Below are 16,613 nucleotides of genomic sequence, written 5' to 3'. Positions count from 1 at the left end.
GGCGACGCCGGAGGTGGTGTTGAAGAAGCCGCCGAGAGCGCCCGCGGCGAGGATCGCTCCCCTCCCCTTCCATTCGGGGAGAGTGCGCAGGCTGAACGTGACGATGAGCGCGAACACCACGACGCCACCGAGCAGGATGGACAGCCAGCCGGCGGGCAGCGCGCCCACCAGCAGCGCCGCCGGGATCGATCCGACTATCGCAGCGGGGGCGATGAGCGCGTACTTCCGCCAGTCGATCGCCGACCACACGGTGAGCATGATGAGGAAGCCGGACACCACGGTGGTCATGTTGGCGACGAGCACGCCGGTCGACGGACCGAGAAGGATCGAGAGCACCGGGGACACCACGAGGCCGACACCCGTGCCGGAGAGCCGCTGCAACGTCGCGCCCACGATGACCGCGATGGCGATGATCACGAGGGGCCCGGCCGACAGCATGGGCCAAGGGTATGCGGAGTCCGCCGTCATCCGGGAATGCGGTTGTTGACGGCGAAAGGCGCGACCCGCCTGGCGTCCATGGTCGGCAAGTACTGGTGGACAAAGCCGAGCGCCGCCTGCGAGCGCTGTTCGCGCTCGGAGGCGGCCCTTCTTGGAGACGATACAGCGCCTGCGGCCGCGAGGACGCAGGCGCGACGCCTACTTTTCGGCTCGCAGTTCCTGTACGGCGACCGGTCCCTGCGTCTCGGTCTTCTTGCCGTTCTTATCGAGGATCACGATGGTGGCCCGACCGTCGAAGCCGACCATGATCATGCCGCCCTCGAAATCCTGCTCCCAGCCGGCCCCGCTGGTCCGCTCGTCGCTCTTCGGGTAGCCGAGCTTGCTGTCCTCGGCGCCGACCCGCCACCACGCGTCGCGGACGAGCCCCCACGTGACGTAGGTGCCCGAGTCCGGGACCCAGTAGACGGTGCCGCCCTCGAAGTGGTTGCCGCGGGCGACGGTGCCCGATACCGCGGACTTTCGGCCGGACCACTCGCGAGTCGTGGGGTACTTGAGCGGACCCCACTCCCAGCCGCCCTCGGGGCCGGTGGTCTGGCCCCACTTGACGCGGATCGCGCCGCCGATCTCCTGCGCCGTCGCGTTGCTCACGAGCGGGTGCCAGTAGATGGCCTTGTCGTTGGCGAAGTTCTGCCACTTGCCGCCGCGGGCGGCGTCGAGTTCCGGCGTGAGGATATTGCCGAAGTACACCTGCGGGATCTGATTGTTGGCGAATGCGGCATTGACGTACTCCTCCCCGATCTTTCCGCCGACGGAATTCTGGGCGTTGGCCGCCGGAGCGGACAGGCCCGCGAGTCCGGCGAAGGCTCCGATCGTGACGGCGGCGGCAAGGACTCTGCGGCGACGCCCGCGAACGGTGTTGTTTTCAACAACATTCTTTGACGACATAGTGGTGCGCATTTCTTCTCCTCGAAACGGCAGACGATGGCTTCGCTGCGTGATTGACGGAGACTGTAAGGCGAGGACCTGCGATTATCGCCGGATTCCTTGCTCACCCGTCACATCCGTATAGTCGCCGGGCCGCTGTGAGGTGTTACATATTCGCCGTGATAATTACGTTAATCCGCCAATAGAGAGAAGTCTTTACACTGCATGCAATTCACCACCGCCCCGGCTCAGCGGGCCAGGACGGTGGTGAACGGTTCGAAGAATCGCGGCCTGATCAGCCGATGTGCAGCTGGTCGATCGGGACCGGCTCCTTGGTGATCTCCTTGTCGCCCACCGAGACGCCGGCAAGGCCGTCGGCGCTGACGAAGATGTGCCCGCCCTCGAAGGCTTGCTCCCAGACCGTGCCGTCGAAGGACTCTTCCCCGACCGGAAGACCGAGCACGCTCGACTCTCCGTCGAGGTGCCAGTAGGCGTCGCGCACGAGGCCCCAGACGATATGGGCGCCGGTGTCCGGACCCCAGTAGATCGAGCCGTCTTCGAAGTGGTTCCCCCTACCCGCGGTGCCCGAGGCGCCGGATTTCGCTGCCGGCCACTCGCGAGAGGTCGGGTAGTGCAGGGAGCCCTGCTCGCGACCGGGAGAACCGTTCATCGTCGCCTGATCCCAGCGTTCGAGGATCGCGCCGCCGACCTGGTTGGCGTTGCCGTCCGAGACGTTCGGGTTCCAGTAGATCGTCTGGCCGGTCTCGAAGGTCTGGAACTTGCCGCCGTTGGCGGCGTCCTGCTCCGGCGACGTGGGCGCGCCGAAGAACTGTTCCGGGGTTTGGCCGTTGGCTTCGGCGGCGGCGACGTACTCATCGCCGATCTTTCCCCCGACCCCGTCTGCCGCCGACGCGGCGGGCGAGAGCAGTGCCCCGGAGAGACCGAGAACGGCCGCGCCGGCGGCCACGATTGCGGCAGAACTCCTCCCGGATAAGTCGACTCCGCGCACGGAGTTATTGACGTTTACTTTCTTGGGGTAAATGTGGGTGTGCACGATGACCTCCTCGATGTCGCAACTCACGCAGAGCGGCGAAGATTGTGTGAACCCTTGGCTAAGACCAGCGCTTCGGCCTGTCGGCGGCGTTCGCCCTTCACACCAGAGCTGTCGAAATCCGCAGTGTTCCGCGTTACACCGAATTCGTCGTAAAATAGCCGACAGAATTGCATATTGGGCCTAAATTTCCTTCATCTGTGCAGCGCACCCCGCAAGGCGCTCGCTAAATGATCACTCTCAATAGAATTCGAATCGGAAAGAATTGATATCGCGCCGAGACCGGGCTGCAATCCTCCCGGAATCGACGCACGCCGGATTGATGGTTCGCCGCCGAGCGCGCCGCCGCCGCGCGTTCTCCCCGATTTCGTCACGCTCTCCCGGACGTTCGACCAGAATCGGTCACTATGACCCACCGCGCCGCAGGCCCCCATGGCCGTCCCCGACGTTTCCGCACGCCGGCCCGCCGTACCTTCGCGGCCACCAGCCTGCTCACGCTCGCACTCACGACAGCGCCGGCCACCGGCGCCCAGTCGCTCGGCGTCGACGGTCCGCGCGGCTGCGTCCCCTTCGGCACCGCGCAGTTACCGCCGGGCCTCCCCTCCAGCGGCGGCCGCATCGGCCTCGATCGACTGCCCGCATATGACGGCGACCGTGCCCCATCCCGGGTCGACCTGCGCACCCCGAGCACGCAGTTCAACCGCTTCTACAAATTCGCTCTCGCCGACGGCGCCATGCTCGCCCGTCCGCGGGAGAGCGGAGAGCCGTGGAGAATAGTCCCCACCCCGGACTGCCTCCGCGGCCACATCGTCGGACTGTCCGTGGACGACGACGAAATGGTCGCCGTCGACGAGTCCGGCTGGATGTACACCATGGACAACGCGACGCATGACCCGATCGCGTGGAACTGGACCTCCGGCTGGGGTGCACCTCTCTGGGCGGGCGCGGGGCAGAAGGTCCCCGGATCGCGCGCGGCGCAGGCGGAAGGCGGCACCGCGCTCGCCGACCGGCTCGCCCGGAACTCGTGGTCCCTGTCGATCGCCTCGCCGTGGGACAACAAGACCTACGCCGACCTCGCCGGCCGCGAACACCCCGTCGGCATGGCGAAGATGACGATGGTCCCGGCGCTCACCGGCGACGGCAGCCGGATCACGTACGCGGACCCGTGGCTCCCCAACGACGACAGCTACGAGATCGGCGGGCCGCTCGACGGACGCTTCCGCTCTGTGGCGCTGTCCGCTTCGGGATCGACGTCGTTCGTCGTCAACCGATACGGGGACATGTACACCCGCACTTTCGACTTCGATTCCTCCGGCTCGGACAGCGTGTTCTTCCGCTACAGCTGGGAGGATCAGTCCGGCAAGCCCTCGGCGGACAACCTCTTCGCGGAGCTGCTCGACAGGAACACCGCAGCGGTCCAGCTTCCCGCGCCGGACTGGACGCGGCAGCCGAAGATCGACGGGGAGATCACGTCGGCGATCACCATCGCGTCGACGGGACAGGGCCCGAATGCGCGCGAGCTCCGCGTCGAGGGGAGCCGCGACGGCGAGACGGGGTTCTGGCACAAGATGCTCACTGATCCCGGGTGGCAGTTCACGGCCACGGGCGCGGCGCCGCTCGGCGATCGGCTGGAGAACTCGCTCGAGGACCGCTCGGCGGACACTCTCGCCCCGCCGTCACCCTGGTCCTTTACCGCTCCCCTCCCCTCGCGCAACGCCGCGATCGACTCCGACACACTGATCGACATCGGGCTGCCGTATTCGGTGGTCGATCCCCGCGCCCTCGACGCCGCCGGGCCGGGCGCGGCGCCCTCGGGCTACGAGCTCGTCGTCGACGCGTTCGATCCCGCGGCGACGACGCGCCCGGCGACGGTGAGCACACCCGGCGGTGCGTCGATCCCCGTGCTGCTCCACAGCGCGGACGGCATGCGCATGCTGCCCCGCGCCGCGGGACTCGACGCGGAGCCGCGCCACCTCGTCGGGGCCATCGAGATCCCGCAGAAAGCGTTCGACTCGCGCGCAGCGGATCCCGAGCTCGCGGCATTCGTCAATTCGTGGACAAAGGGCAAGCGGATCGCGCCGATCACCATGAGCGCGACCGACCACGACCTCGTCGTGCGGTAACGGCGCCGACCGGCGCCGATCCGCGCCGATCCTTGCTTGCTACCTACGCCTCCGGGATCTCGTTCTCGAAGAACGCGGGCTGCGGCTGCTCTGGATCGGGGCCGGAGCGCTTGCCGGTGTCGAGGTCGTCGATGGCCGTGAGCTCCCGAACGGCGAGCTCGAAATCGAAGACTTCGAAGTTCTCGGCGATCCGGCCGGGGTTCGTGGACTTCGGGATCACCTGCCGGCCCTGCTGGAGGTGCCAGCGGAGCATCACCTGCGCCGGGGTCTTGCCGTGCGCCTCGGCGATGTCGAGGAGCACCGGGTCCTCGAAGGCGACGCGACCGGGAGCTCCGCCGTCACGATATTTGGTGATTCCCCCGATGGGCGACCACGCCTGCGTGAGGATGCCGCGCCGCGCATCCGCGTCCCGCTGCTCGAGCTGCGTGAAGTACGGGTGCAGCTCGACCTGGTTGACGGCGGGCGTGACCTTTGTCGCCGCGTCGAGCTTCTCGAGCTGTGCGGGGGTGAAGTTCGAGACGCCGATCGCGCGGACCGCGCCCTCGTCGAGCAGCTTCTCCAGCGCAGTGTAGGCGGCGACGACCCGGTCGAAATCGTCGGCGATCGGCTGGTGCAGGAGCAACAGGTCGATGGTGTCGACGCCGAGCTTGCCCGCGGCTTTGGAGAAGGCGTGGAGCGTCTCGTCGTAGCCGTAGTCGGTGACCCAGACCTTGGTCTCGATGAAGACGTCGTCGCGATCGAGCCCCGAGTTGCGGATCGCCTCGCCGACCTGCCGCTCGTTGCCGTATGCGGCGGCGGTGTCGATGTGGCGGTAGCCGACCTGGAGGGCGCGCTCGACGGAGGCGACAGTCTCCTCGGGTGGGGTCTGGTAGACGCCGAAGCCGATCGCGGGGATCTTCACGTCGCCGGGAAGCGTGAATTCGGGAACTAGGGTCATGGTCGTAACTCCTTCGTGGATGCCGCTGTGCCCGGCTGCGCGGGGATCCGCCCGTGCGCCGGTGGCATTACCAGCTATACGCCTCCCGCGCGCCGCTCGCCGCCCCGCGCGGGACGCCCCCGCTCACGGCGCCGTGGGGCGCTCGCGCTCGGTCGTGCGTGGGGCCAGGCCCCATTCGTTTCGCCCCAGTCGTGACGCCGGACGCAGCCGGTCGACCAGTGGGAAACCGTCCTCGCCGAGCACCGATTCGTCGATGTCGAAGGCGACGACCTCGCCGAGAACGAGGACTCCGTTCCCCACCGGGACGAGCGCATGCAGCGTGCATTCGATGGAGACGGGCGACTCGGCCACCCGCGGCGCCTCGATGATCTCGGCGGGCTCCGGGGTGGCCCCGACGGCCGCGAACTCGTCGACGTGGCGGCCGAACGGCGCCGAGCTCGCGTTGACCTCGTCGATGAGCTCCTCGGGGACGATATTGACGCAGAACTCGCCGGTCTCCTGGATGTTGCGGAGCGTGTCCTTCTCCCCTACCGACGTGATCGACACGATCGGCGGTTCCTGCGAGGCGATGGTGAAGAACGAGTACGGAGCGAGGTTGGGGACGCCGTCCGCAGCTCTCGTGGAGACCCAGGCGATGGGCCTCGGGACGACCGAGGTGGTGAGGAGCGAGTAGATCTCCTCGGGCGAGTGGCCGGCGGCGGGGAGGTGTCTGCGCATGGGACCGAGGGTAGGCGCGATGCGAGACGAGTCGGGCTGGGCCCGACTGGGCGCCCGGACCCGCCTCGCGTCGCACCGGCGGGCTAGCGGAACGCCCGGTGGTACGGCTTCGGCGCGTAGTTGACGTCGACGCGGAGGCTCGCGGCGGCGTTGAGCGCGAAGTTCGGGTCCCGGAGGTACTCGCGGCCGACGAGTACGACGTCCGCGAGCCCGGTGGCGACGATCTGCTCGGCCTGCTTAGGCTCGTCGATCATCCCCACGGCGGCGACGGGCACGCCGCTGGCCTCGCGCACTGCGGTCGCGGCGGGCACCTGATAGCCGGGTCCGACAGGGATCTCGGCGAGGACGTTGCCACCGGTCGAGACGTCGACGAGGTCGACGCCTCGCTCGCCGAGCCACGTCGCCACCTGCGCCGTCTCGGCGACGGTGAGGCCGCCGTCGGTCCAGTCGGTGGCGGAGAGGCGCACGAGGAGCGGGATCTCCTCGCCGACCTCGGCGCGCACGGCGTCGACGATCTCGAGGAGGATGCGGGCGCGGCGCTCGAGGTCGCCGCCGTAGGAGTCCTCTCGATGGTTGCTCAGCGGCGAGAGGAAGGAGTGGATGAGGTAGCCGTGGGCGCCGTGGATCTCGAGGAAGTCGAATCCGGCATCGACGGCGCGGCGGGCGGAGGTGGTGAACGCCCGGACGATGTCGGCAATGCCGTCGGTGTCGAGAGCCACCGGGGCGTCGAGGCCCTCGAACGCGATCGCCGAGGGCGCGACCGTCTGCCAGCCGCCTTCGTCCGGCGTCAACGAGCCGCTTCCGTCCGTTCCCCACTCCGGGTGGGTCGACGCCTTGCGGCCGGCGTGAGCGAGCTGGATCCCGACCTTCGCGCCGAGTGACTGTGCGAATCGGACGATGGGGGCGAAGGCGTCGCGCTGCTCGTCGTTCCACAGGCCGAGGTCGCGGGGGCTGATCCGCCCCTCGGGGACGACTCCGGTGGCCTCGACGATCACGGCGCCGGCGCCGCCGCGCGCGAACGAACCGATGTGCATGAGATGCCACGGGGTGGGCACGCCGTCTTCCTTCTCGACGATGTACTGGCACATCGGCGGCACCCAGATCCGGTTGCGGAAGGTCGTGCCGCGAAGTGTGATGGGTTCGAGGGCTGCGTGGCTCATTGGGGGTCCTTTAGCGAATCGTCGGGTAGTTCGACGCCTTTCGTTGTAACATAGTTCGAGAACCATCGTACTAAAGCGCTGGACAGCGCCCCCCGCGCTTCGGGGCGGCACTAGAATCAGTGCAACGCCTCGATCTAAGTATGACGTCGCCGCTACGAGGATTCAGGAGGGAGGACGTATGCGCAGGCTCAACCATCCGAATACGCCGGATATTCAGCTCGATGCGGTGCTCGCCGCGCTGTCCGACCCGATCCGGCGGCTCATCGCGTGCCGGTTGTCGCACTGTGAGGACAACCAGGCGTGCCTCACTTTCGAGCTGCCGGTGTCGAAGTCGACGGCCTCGCACCATTTCCGCGTGCTGCGCGAGGCGGGCGTGATCCGGCAGGAGTACGAGGGCACCTCGATCATGAACTCGCTGCGCAGCGAAGACCTGGAGCAGCGCTTCCCCGGTCTACTTCAGGCCGTGTTCGACGCGCAGCACGCCGCCGAGGCCTAGGCGGCAGCCGGTTAACGTCGTCGGACGAAGTTCGCCCGTCAGTCCCTCTGCCGCGTAATCTAACCGTTCGCCAGGGCGACGAGATCGGCGTAGCGGAAGATCTGCCCGCCGCCACCCCAGGTACCGTCGGCCTGCTCTGTGATGAGCACCCACACCCGCAGCGCCTGGTCCTCCCCCAATCCCGCAGCCGCGAGCACGTCCTTGGTCGCGTCGGCAACGAGACCCTCTTTCTGCTTGTCGCTCACCGCTCCCGCGGGAACGGTCACCTTGACAAGGAATCGCGGTTCCCCATCCTCCGCGGTGGTCTGAGCATCGGCGGGAACCTCGTGGAGATACGACCACGAGATGGAACGGAAGAACGCATTGTCGGGCGCGCCTTCCCACCGCATCAGGGTCGCTACGAGCGTTTTCTGGATGGTCGCGCGTCCGGATTCGGTGAGAGAACCTTCGGGTGCGGTCAGTTCGATCAGTGGCATAGAACGTGTCCTTTCACATCAACCGGCGACGCCGGCGAGCTCGAGCTTCGGGCGGTGGAGCACGACCTTCGTCGCGTGGGCCGCGTAGGCCTCTTCGGCCGAATCCCAGTCGGCAAGCACGCTGGTGACCTTTTCGGCCTCGAAGCCGCCGGTGGCGAAGAAATCGAGCATCGCCGGCAGGTGCGGCCGCACATGCGACACTCCCACGTGAAGTGCGGAACTAGTGGCATACATGTCCATCACCGGCAGCCCCGTGTTCTTCATCAAGTAGTAGCCGGTGCCCGTGCAGATTCCGCCCGGACGCAGGGCCCGCAACGCGTCGCGCAGCCCCTGCGCCTGGGAGGATGCCTCAACGACGACGTCATACCTGTCGGAGATGCTGCCGAGGATGGACTTTCGGCGCGATTTGGGGATGCGGTGCACGGTGGCGCCGAAGTGTTCGGCGACCTCGAGGCGCTCGGCGCGGTCGTCGAAGTAGTCGACCCGCTCGGCGCCGAGGCCAACGGCGAAGCCGGTGGCGTAGAGGCCGATCGATTGGGCGCCTCCGCCGATGACGAGGACCTTGCCGCCGGGGCGCCGCTCGAGGGCCGGCGCGACCGCACGCCAGGCATCGGTGAGGTTGTCGCCCGCCGACGCGACGCGCAGCGGGTCGACGGACTCCGGCACGCGCACGAGCATGTGGTCGGCGAAGGGAATGCGGAGCACGTCGGTGATCACCCCGCCCCAGTTTCCTGACGTCGGACCGAAGCCGTAGCAATTGAGGGTCTTGCCCGGCGAGTTCGGCAGGAAAGTGGAGCACTTCGCAGTCAGACCGAGGGAGCATTCGTAGCAGGTGCCGCATGACACGGCCCAGGGCACGACGACGACGTCGCCGACCCGCATGTCGTCGACCTCGGCACCCACGGCGGTGACCCGCCCGATGACCTCGTGACCGATGCCGAACGGCCCCTCGAAGGGCGTGCGGCCGACGATATCGCCGACCGAGGCGTCGATGGCGCCGAGGCGCACGCCCGCCGTCATCGCCCTGTGGGTGGCCGAGTGCATGTGGATCGGCAGGGCGTCACCGTCGCAGCGGCTCGCGATGAAGGGACGGACGAGCGCGTCGGTCGGATTCTCGAGCACGCGCTCGGGCTTATCGAGCCAGCCGATCTTTCCGGGCGTGAGGACATTGAGTTCGCGCATTCGGGCATTTTCTAATCGCCTGGGGCGTCCGGATCACTATCGGGACTATTGTATGACGCCGAGCATAGTGGATTGCGTTGCTACTGTGCCGAGAATGGGAGCACGCACGGAAACTCGTCGACACATGGTGACGGCTGCGACGGAGATCCTCAGCAGGAGGGGTTTTTCGGGAACGACGGTGCGCGCGGTTCTTGAACGCAGCGGCGCACCGCGGGGATCGGTGGGCTTTCACTTTCCCGGCGGCCGCAGCGAGCTTGTGAGTGCCGCATTCGACGAGGTCGGCGGGCAGGTCGAAGCCGCCCTCATCGACATGGAAGAGCAGGGCCGCACGGGTGCGGAATTGCTCGGGGCGATGTGCGAATTCTATGCCGAGAGCCTTCGCGAATCTGGGTTCGTCTCGGGATGCCCCATTGGTTCCGCGCTCACCGAGATCCACGACGATACAGATTTCGCCCCGCGACTTCGTACGATCCTCGAGTCATGGCTGCGCGTGCTCGCCCGGACGCTTCGCCGGGACGGAGTTTCCGCCGACGACGCCGATGAACTCAGCATGCTCGCGATCAGCTCACTCGAGGGAGCGATCCTTACTGCACGGATCACTCGCGACACCGCTCCCGTCGAGGCCGTGCGCAGGCGCATCTGTCCACTGCTCATTCCCTGAACTCTGCGGCAACGGAAGCGGCGGCGGCGCTACCGCCCGAGGGCCGTCGTCTCCGCGGCGATGTCGGTGATGAGCTGCTCGGCATACGGCCCATCGTGCCGATCCTTCCCATCACGGGAAAGGACGACCAGGAGTATCCGTTGGCCTTCGGGGCCGAGCACGAGGCCGGCGGTGTTCCGCGTGCCGTAGTAGCCCCCTCCGCTCTTGTCCGCCGTGGTCCAGCCCTCGGGCAACTCGGCCCGCGATAGCTTGTCCGATGTTTCGGTGTCGCCCATCCAGCCGACGAGAAGCTCCCGCGCCTCCGGCGTCAGGACATCCCCATCCAGGACGGCCCGGTAGCCGGCGGCGAGCCCGCTCGCGGTGGTCGAATCGCGCTCATCGCCGGGAGTGGCTTCGTTGAGCTCGACTTCCCAGCGGTCGAGGCGGGAGGCCGAGTCTCCTACCCGACCGGCGAATTCGCCGATCGCGGCGGGACCGCCGATCTTGCGCAGAAGCAGGTTACCGGCGGTGTTATCGCTGCGCGTGAGTGCGGCGATGGCCAGGTCCCGGTAGCTCATGGGGCGGCCTACGTTCTCGCTTGTCACCGGCGAGTTGTCGACGAGGTCGGGTTCAGCGATCGTGACGGTGTCGTCGAGTGCCGCACCCGTTCCGAAGCGATCGAGAAACGCGGCGACGGCGTAGACCTTGAAGGTCGACAGCATCGGGTACGACTCGTCCGCGCCGATCACCACCGATTTCCCGGTATCCAGCAACTGGGCGAACACCCCGACGTCGGCTTCGGACGCGTCGATCATGTGCTCTATTCGGTCGGTCAAGTCCTGATCGATTGCCGAGCCCGCAAGCGATGCCGATCCCGCTGAGTCCGGCGATCCCGCCGATCCCGGCGACGTCGCAGCATGAGCCGACCGCGTGACCGGCTGGTTCGCGCATCCGCCGATCCCGACGAGGGCGAACGCGAGCAGCGACGCGAGCACGGCACTCTTCTGTGTCCTCGTCTTCGTATTCGCCATAAGATCAACTGTTGCCCTCGCAGCACCGCATTGGCAATAAGCCGGCGCACCAGCCGCTCAGTCGACGAAGCTATCGCCGCAGGTTCGCGGCCGATTCAGTACGCGATAATGACTTCGCCGTCGCGAATCTCGGCGCGGAACACCTCCAGCCCGAGGCTGTCGTCGTCGAGCGAGCGACCATCATCGAGCCGGAACACCTGCTTGAGCAGAGGCGAGGCAACCGTCGGCACACCACCGTGCTCGCCGACGATCCCTCGGCTCATCACCGCCGCATTCATGTACGGGTCGATGTTCGACACCGCATACACCCGCTCGATGTCCATCTTCGGGTCGAACACCTTGAACAGCGCGACCTGCCGGCCATCGGGCAACAGCACGCACTCGCCGAGATTCACCTCGAGCACGTCCGCCGTGCACACGGCGACCTCCGCACCGGCGCGAAGTCCAGTTGTTTCGATAACGGTCATGTCGGTCTCCTATAGAAGTAGTGGATCGCAAATCAATGGAGCGCGGCACCTGGAGCTGCAGCGGCCGCCCCCGCCCTACCGGGCACCCACGGGCACCGCAGGCATCGACGGCGCGGGCAGCGGCACCTTCCGCCCGTCACGCTTCTCGAACTGGATCGTCGGATCCGGCGACTCCGGCGCGTTGACGAACGACACAAACCGCGACAACTTCTCTGGATCCTCGAGCACACGAGACCATTCATCGGCGTAGCCATCGACGTGACGGCCGACAAACTCCTCGAGGTCGGCGGCAATGCCGAGCGAGTCCTCGCACACGACCTCGCGAATATGGTCGAGCCCGCCCTCGATGCTCTCCATCCACGCCGCCGTTCGCTGCAGCCTGTCCGCCGTGCGCACGTAAAACCCGAGGAACCGGTCGATAAAACGAATCAGAGTTACGTCGTCGAGGTCTTTTGCCAGGAGTTGCGCGTGCCGCGGCGTCGCTCCGCCGTTTCCACCGACGTAGAGGTTCCAGCCGTTCTCGGTCGCGATAACCCCGACGTCTTTGCCGCGCGCCTCGGCGCATTCGCGCGCGCACCCGGACACGCCCATCTTCAGCTTGTGTGGGCTCCGCAAGCCGCGGTAGCGCAGCTCGAGATCGACGGCCATCTTCACCGAATCCTGCTGACCATAGCGGCACCAGTCTGTCCCCACGCAGCTCTTCACCGCGCGCAGCGATTTACCGTACGCCTGCCCCGATTCCATTCCGGCGTCGACGAGGCGCCGCCAGATCTCGGGCAGCTGGTCCACGCGAGCGCCGAACATGTCGATCCGCTGCGCGCCCGTAACCTTCACATACAGGTCGAAATCCTTCGCTATCTCGCCGCACACGATGAGCTGCTCCGCGCTCACCTGGCCCGCCGGCATCCGCGGCACGACCGAATAGGAACCGTTGCGCTGAATGTTCGCGAGGAAGCGGTCGTTGGAGTCCTGCAGCGCGGCGCGGCCGTCGTCGAGCACATGGTCCGCGCTGTTGAGCGTAGCGAAGATCGATGCGAGCGTCGGCTTGCACACCTCGCAGCCCCTCCCCTGCCCGAAGCGCTCGATAAATGTAGAGAAGTCCGAGATCCCCGTCGACGACGCGATCTGGAACAGCTCCGCCCGCGACTGTGCGAAGTGCTCGCACACGGCGGTCGACTGCTCGATCCCCTCGGCGTCGAGGAGCTGCCTTATGAGCCCGACACACGACCCGCACGAAGCCCCGGCTCGCGTGCACGTCTTGATATCGCCCACCGAGTGCGAGCCGTCCGCGATCGCCGAGCAGATATCGCCCTTGGATACCGCGTTGCACGAGCAGATCTGCGCGTCCCGGGGCAGCGAGCCGACGCCGATCGCCGGCGCCTCTCCCGCGGTCGGCGCGATGAGCGCCATCGGCGAGCCCGGCAGCGGCTCCCCGACGAGCGAGCGCAACACCGAATACTGCGCAGCATCGCCGACAAGAATCCCGCCGAGCAGCGTCTTTCCATCCGCCGCGAGCACCAACTTCTTGTATTCCCCGGCCACCGGATCATTGACGTGCAGCTCGCGCGCACCCTCGGCCACGCCGTGCGCGTCGCCGAAACTCGCGACGTCGATGCCGAGCAACTTGAGCTTCGTCGACATGTCCGGATCGACGAAGGCGCGCGCGGTGCGACCGGTCAGGCGGTCGGCGACGATCTGCGCAGTCTGGTAGCCGGGCGCGACCAGCCCGTAGCACGTCCCGTCGACGGCGGCGGCCTCGCCGACGGCGGAAATCGCAGGGTCCGAGGTCAGACAGTGGCGGTCCACTCCGAACCCGCCGCGCGGCCCACGCTCGAGCTCGGCGGCCGCCGCGAGTTCGTCGCGCGGCCGAATCCCGGCAGAGAAGACCACGAGGTCGACCGCGAGTTCTTCGTCGCCCTCGTCGGAGCCGAGAGTCATGGTCAGCGTGTTCGGTTCGGCCGGGTTTTCGGCAATGGATGACGTCGCACGTCCGGTATGCACGGCCACGCCGAGCGCCTCGACTTTCTGCGCGAGCACCGCGCCACCAGCCGCATCGACCTGGATCGGCATGAGCCGCGGCGCCATCTCGACGACGTGCGTCTCGGCGCCGAGAAGCCGCAGCGCGTTGGCGGCCTCGAGCCCGAGGAGACCGCCCCCGATGACCGCGCCGACGGGAGTGCGGCCCGCGGCTTTGGCCGAGTCGATGCGCTCGCGGAGAGCGTCTAGATCGTCGAGCGTGCGGTAGACGAAGACGCCGTCGAGATCGTGGCCGGGAACCGGCGGCACGAAAGGAGCCGACCCCGTGGCGAGGACGAGATGGTCGTAGGCGACTTCGCGGCCATCACTACATGTGACGAGCTTTGCCTCGCGGTCGATCCCCGTGGCGAGCGCGTTGTGAACCTCGACGGTGGCGGGCAGCGTGTCCAGCTCGAGCATGCCGCGGTCCCAGCTTCCGACGTAGCTCGACAGGGCGACGCGGTCGTAGGCGTGGCCGACCTCCTCGGCGATGACGGTGATCCGAGTCTTCGGTTCGCGGGCAAGAATCTCCATGACCGTGCGGTGGGCGACCATCCCGAATCCAATGACGACGACGTGCCTCGGGTGGCTTTGTGCGGCGGAACTACTCGACATGGCGGCGGCCCTTTCGTAACTGATTCAGTCTTTCTGGAACCGAATTCTATGTCGCCATTGCATGAATTTTCCAGACTAATTGGGACTCTTCACGCCGATTTTACAATCGTCATTCTTGCGAAGTTTTCCCACCCCAATACACGATATGGCCTACGTCACGCACGCTTCGCTTCCGACATCGCCACCTGGCGATTCACGCCCCGTAGCGCAAACTCGTGGTCCCTTTGAAACGCGTCATTTTTAATTCGAAGTTTCATATTTATTTCGCACATGTTTCGCGATCGATCTTGGCGGACATACGGCGCCAATCAGGAACGAATTACCCATGGAATCCAGGCACTTGTTACGGCTAAATCTAAGGAACACAACCACGGCGGAGCACCGAAGATTCGCATCGCTCCGTCCAGACTCCACGAGGTTGCCCATGTCCTACATCAGCCCACCCGAATTCTCGCGCCATCGTCGACGCCGGCGAATCGAAAGTTTTCACCTCGACCAGAGACACGCTCATTCGAGCGTTTATGGCAGGCGCCATCCTCGCGCTGTCTGCGGCGTTCGCCGTCACGGTCACAGTCCAGACCGGCAACGCGCTGCTTGGTGCCGCGCTCTTCCCGGTCGGCTTTTGCCTGCTCTATCTCCTCGGGTTCGACATACTCACCGGGGTGTTCACCCTCGTTCCGCTCGCGCTTATCGATAAACGGCGCGGGGTCACGGTGCGCGGGATGCTCCGCAACTGGGGGCTGGTGTTCGCCGGCAACCTCGTCGGTGGGTTCACCTTCGTCGGCCTCACCATCTACGCCACGCACGTGCGCACAGCTCCGAAGCGCGTCCCCAAAAACAACGCTCCTACCTCTGCCCGCCTCGCCCCGACGCCACATGCCGAGCATGCGCCTACACGCGAAACCGTTCCCGAGCCGACTCCGGTCTCGGCCAGCTGACCGCCACGGGCCGCAAAAATTGCTTCTATTGCGGCCCCAACGTTTGCGCTAGGTTGTTTATAGCAATCCTCACGAAAAGGTTCCTCAATGAGCTCGATTGCCGCCCTCAGCCTCAGCCCGTCCGACTCGCTGACCTCGTTTTTCAACCTGTCGGAGACCCTCAGCTGGTCGAGCATCATGCCCGATAATCCGGTGGACGCCTTTGTCGGCTCGCTGCAGAACGGATCCACGATCATCGAGGTTCGGTTCTAGCGAGACACAACACGAACGCACAAAGCACGACACAGCGAAAAGGCCAGACCCGCATAGAGTCTGGCCTTTTTCGTTTCCAGTATTATTCGGGCGCCGGGCGCCCAATTCACACCCCGGAAGAGTCCCGGGCGATACACCGCAGCGGCAAAATTCCTACCGGCGCGCCAGGTATTCCGGCCGCGGCGCGGTCCCCGCGAACGGCTCGGTCAACTCGTTCTCCACGCTGTTGAACACGACGAAAATGTTCGAGCGCGGCGTCGGCGTGATGTTCCCACCCGACGCATGCAGCGCGTTGCAGTCGAACATTGTCATCGACCCCTCGGGACCGGTGATCAGGTCGATCCCGTGCGACTCACCGAGCTCCGTGATCGCCTCCTCAGACGGCGAGCCCACCGTCGGGCCGGTCGTCACCAGCGACTCGTTGTAGAAGTCATCCGGCGTCTCGCCGGCAGTCTGCACGAAATACCGCTGCGTACCGGGCATGATCATCAGCGGGCCGTTGTATTCGCGGTTCGGCGTCAGCGCAATCGAGGCGCTGCACGCGCGCGGCCGCGGCATCCCGTCCTCGGCATGCCACGTCTCGAAATCGGAGTGCCAGTAGAACGCTCCCCCGGCGAATCCGGGCTTGTAGTTCAGCCGGCTCTGGTGCACCGTGACGTCGGAGCCCAGGATCTCCTTCGCGAGCTCGATCGCGCCGCTCTCCTCCACTGCGGCCCACACCGCCTCGGACAACAGGTGGACATCGAAAATGGAGCGCACCGCCTGCGTTCCACCCTCGCGGATCACGCGCGGGTCGTCGGCCATGGCCGGGTCGGCGCCAATGCGTTCGATCTCGGAGAGGCACTCGCCCACGCGCGCACCCGAAATTGCACGCTCGCGCTGCGCGTATCCGTCGCGCGCATACGCGGCGACTTCGGCGTTGCGCCGCTCGGCGTCGCCCCACACCACGGGGTCGGGCCGCCGAAAAATCCTCGGTTCGTTCTGGACACGGGTCGGATAGTCGTCTACGACAACCGTCGACACGCCAAACCTCCTTCTCAAGTAGCTGCGAACTCCAGCCACTCGACGACGGCCGGAGGGCGCCCGAAATCGGTCACTACCCAGCTTTACCCTGGTCGAACACTTTGTGCAATTACTGTTCAGTATCGCC

At 66.4% G+C, this 16,613-nt stretch carries 16 protein-coding genes and 2 pseudogenes; 6 read left to right on the top strand and 12 right to left on the bottom strand.

Annotation, left to right across the window (positions count from 1 at the left end; translation table 11 throughout):
* The 3 genes from V7E05_RS08195 to V7E05_RS08185 all read right to left on the bottom strand — a co-directional run.
* Positions 1-438, bottom strand: a 438-nt coding sequence (locus tag V7E05_RS08195; RefSeq protein WP_333619179.1) for a TSUP family transporter, incomplete at its 3' end; no start/stop codon positions are given.
* A gap of 198 nt (positions 439-636) precedes the next feature.
* Positions 637-1,395: an LGFP repeat-containing protein gene (locus tag V7E05_RS08190; RefSeq protein ID WP_333619178.1), complete on the bottom strand. Its 759-nt coding sequence runs from the start codon at positions 1,393-1,395 to the stop codon at positions 637-639.
* Between the two features lie 262 nt (positions 1,396-1,657).
* Positions 1,658-2,443 carry an LGFP repeat-containing protein gene (locus V7E05_RS08185; protein ID WP_333619177.1) on the bottom strand — a complete coding sequence of 262 codons (786 nt, stop codon included), beginning with the start codon at positions 2,441-2,443 and terminating at the stop codon, positions 1,658-1,660.
* A gap of 377 nt (positions 2,444-2,820) precedes the next feature.
* Here V7E05_RS08185 and V7E05_RS08180 point away from each other — a divergent pair, with 377 nt between their 5' ends.
* On the top strand, positions 2,821-4,536 hold the full coding sequence (locus V7E05_RS08180) for a hypothetical protein (protein WP_333619176.1): 1,716 nt from the start codon (positions 2,821-2,823) through the stop codon (positions 4,534-4,536).
* 43 nt (positions 4,537-4,579) lie between these two features.
* On the opposite strand, the gene V7E05_RS08175 is transcribed toward V7E05_RS08180, so the two are convergent.
* The 3 genes from V7E05_RS08175 to V7E05_RS08165 all read right to left on the bottom strand — a co-directional run bounded on the left by V7E05_RS08175 (position 4,580) and on the right by V7E05_RS08165 (position 7,350).
* On the bottom strand, positions 4,580-5,473 hold the full coding sequence (locus V7E05_RS08175) for an aldo/keto reductase (RefSeq protein ID WP_333619175.1): 894 nt from the start codon (positions 5,471-5,473) through the stop codon (positions 4,580-4,582).
* A 123-nt stretch (positions 5,474-5,596) separates the two neighbouring features.
* Complete coding sequence (locus V7E05_RS08170) at positions 5,597-6,190, bottom strand: flavin reductase family protein (RefSeq protein ID WP_333619174.1); 594 nt, start codon at positions 6,188-6,190, stop codon at positions 5,597-5,599.
* Between the two features lie 83 nt (positions 6,191-6,273).
* A complete protein-coding gene (locus tag V7E05_RS08165) occupies positions 6,274-7,350 on the bottom strand; it encodes an NADH:flavin oxidoreductase/NADH oxidase (RefSeq protein ID WP_333619173.1) in 1,077 nt (358 codons plus the stop codon).
* A gap of 178 nt (positions 7,351-7,528) precedes the next feature.
* Between V7E05_RS08165 and V7E05_RS08160 the strand changes: the two genes are divergently transcribed.
* Positions 7,529-7,846, top strand: a complete 318-nt coding sequence (locus V7E05_RS08160; protein ID WP_333619172.1) for an ArsR/SmtB family transcription factor — start codon at positions 7,529-7,531, stop codon at positions 7,844-7,846.
* A 59-nt stretch (positions 7,847-7,905) separates the two neighbouring features.
* Here V7E05_RS08160 and V7E05_RS08155 read toward each other — a convergent pair whose 3' ends face one another.
* Both V7E05_RS08155 and V7E05_RS08150 read right to left on the bottom strand, forming a co-directional pair.
* The gene (locus tag V7E05_RS08155) at positions 7,906-8,322 is read right to left on the bottom strand and encodes a tautomerase family protein (RefSeq protein WP_333619171.1); all 417 of its coding nucleotides are present in this window, start codon (positions 8,320-8,322) and stop codon (positions 7,906-7,908) included.
* Between the two features lie 18 nt (positions 8,323-8,340).
* Positions 8,341-9,504: an alcohol dehydrogenase catalytic domain-containing protein gene (locus tag V7E05_RS08150; protein WP_333619170.1), complete on the bottom strand. Its 1,164-nt coding sequence runs from the start codon at positions 9,502-9,504 to the stop codon at positions 8,341-8,343.
* Between V7E05_RS08150 and V7E05_RS14315 the strand changes: the two are divergent.
* Positions 9,404-9,757: pseudogene (locus tag V7E05_RS14315) on the top strand (TetR/AcrR family transcriptional regulator); the annotation flags it as partial. The gene V7E05_RS08150 and the pseudogene V7E05_RS14315 overlap by 101 nt on opposite strands.
* A gap of 3 nt (positions 9,758-9,760) precedes the next feature.
* Positions 9,761-10,165 carry an LmrA/YxaF family transcription factor gene (locus tag V7E05_RS08145; protein ID WP_333619169.1) on the top strand — a complete coding sequence of 135 codons (405 nt, stop codon included), beginning with the start codon at positions 9,761-9,763 and terminating at the stop codon, positions 10,163-10,165.
* Positions 10,166-10,194: 29 nt separating this feature from the next.
* Here the strand turns inward: V7E05_RS08145 and bla are convergent, their stop codons facing one another.
* The 3 genes from bla to nirB all read right to left on the bottom strand — a co-directional run bounded on the left by bla (position 10,195) and on the right by nirB (position 14,273).
* Positions 10,195-10,959 (bottom strand): class A beta-lactamase, encoded by a 765-nt coding sequence (bla, locus tag V7E05_RS08140; protein WP_333619168.1) that lies wholly within the window; start codon positions 10,957-10,959, stop codon positions 10,195-10,197.
* Positions 10,960-11,270: 311 nt separating this feature from the next.
* A complete protein-coding gene (nirD, locus tag V7E05_RS08135) occupies positions 11,271-11,642 on the bottom strand; it encodes a nitrite reductase small subunit NirD (protein ID WP_333619167.1) in 372 nt (123 codons plus the stop codon).
* A gap of 75 nt (positions 11,643-11,717) precedes the next feature.
* Positions 11,718-14,273 carry a nitrite reductase large subunit NirB gene (nirB, locus tag V7E05_RS08130; RefSeq protein WP_333619166.1) on the bottom strand — a complete coding sequence of 852 codons (2,556 nt, stop codon included), beginning with the start codon at positions 14,271-14,273 and terminating at the stop codon, positions 11,718-11,720.
* 424 nt (positions 14,274-14,697) lie between these two features.
* Here nirB and V7E05_RS08125 point away from each other — a divergent pair.
* Together V7E05_RS08125 and V7E05_RS08120 are read left to right on the top strand one after the other, a co-directional pair.
* A pseudogene (locus V7E05_RS08125) lies at positions 14,698-15,049 on the top strand (formate/nitrite transporter family protein); the annotation flags it as partial.
* Positions 15,050-15,298: 249 nt separating this feature from the next.
* Positions 15,299-15,463: a hypothetical protein gene (locus V7E05_RS08120; RefSeq protein WP_333619165.1), complete on the top strand. Its 165-nt coding sequence runs from the start codon at positions 15,299-15,301 to the stop codon at positions 15,461-15,463.
* Positions 15,464-15,616: 153 nt separating this feature from the next.
* On the opposite strand, the gene V7E05_RS08115 is transcribed toward V7E05_RS08120, so the two are convergent.
* A complete protein-coding gene (locus V7E05_RS08115; protein ID WP_333619164.1) occupies positions 15,617-16,486 on the bottom strand; it encodes a phytanoyl-CoA dioxygenase family protein in 870 nt (289 codons plus the stop codon).
* Positions 16,487-16,613 lie beyond the last annotated feature (127 nt).

The organism is Dietzia sp. (assembly GCF_036741115.1).
GTDB lineage: Bacteria > Actinomycetota > Actinomycetes > Mycobacteriales > Mycobacteriaceae > Dietzia.
The sequence above is the reverse complement of the archived record's forward strand: the minus strand, read 5'-3'. Positions and strand labels throughout refer to the sequence as shown.

What these genes read in the sequence shown, in the direction of transcription:
- V7E05_RS08155 (WP_333619171.1), bottom strand. Translation starts at nt 8,322, where the DNA reads ATGCCACTGATCGAACTGACCGCACCCGAAGGTTCTCTCACCGAATCC.
- nirD (WP_333619167.1), bottom strand. Translation starts at nt 11,642, where the DNA reads ATGACCGTTATCGAAACAACTGGACTTCGCGCCGGTGCGGAGGTCGCC.
- V7E05_RS08160 (WP_333619172.1), top strand. Translation starts at nt 7,529, where the DNA reads ATGCGCAGGCTCAACCATCCGAATACGCCGGATATTCAGCTCGATGCG.
- bla (WP_333619168.1), bottom strand. Translation starts at nt 10,959, where the DNA reads ATGATCGACGCGTCCGAAGCCGACGTCGGGGTGTTCGCCCAGTTGCTG.
- V7E05_RS08170 (WP_333619174.1), bottom strand. Translation starts at nt 6,190, where the DNA reads ATGCGCAGACACCTCCCCGCCGCCGGCCACTCGCCCGAGGAGATCTAC.
- V7E05_RS08190 (WP_333619178.1), bottom strand. Translation starts at nt 1,395, where the DNA reads ATGCGCACCACTATGTCGTCAAAGAATGTTGTTGAAAACAACACCGTT.
- nirB (WP_333619166.1), bottom strand. Translation starts at nt 14,273, where the DNA reads ATGTCGAGTAGTTCCGCCGCACAAAGCCACCCGAGGCACGTCGTCGTC.
- V7E05_RS08175 (WP_333619175.1), bottom strand. Translation starts at nt 5,473, where the DNA reads ATGACCCTAGTTCCCGAATTCACGCTTCCCGGCGACGTGAAGATCCCC.
- V7E05_RS08165 (WP_333619173.1), bottom strand. Translation starts at nt 7,350, where the DNA reads ATGAGCCACGCAGCCCTCGAACCCATCACACTTCGCGGCACGACCTTC.
- V7E05_RS08180 (WP_333619176.1), top strand. Translation starts at nt 2,821, where the DNA reads ATGACCCACCGCGCCGCAGGCCCCCATGGCCGTCCCCGACGTTTCCGC.
- V7E05_RS08120 (WP_333619165.1), top strand. Translation starts at nt 15,299, where the DNA reads ATGAGCTCGATTGCCGCCCTCAGCCTCAGCCCGTCCGACTCGCTGACC.
- V7E05_RS08150 (WP_333619170.1), bottom strand. Translation starts at nt 9,504, where the DNA reads ATGCGCGAACTCAATGTCCTCACGCCCGGAAAGATCGGCTGGCTCGAT.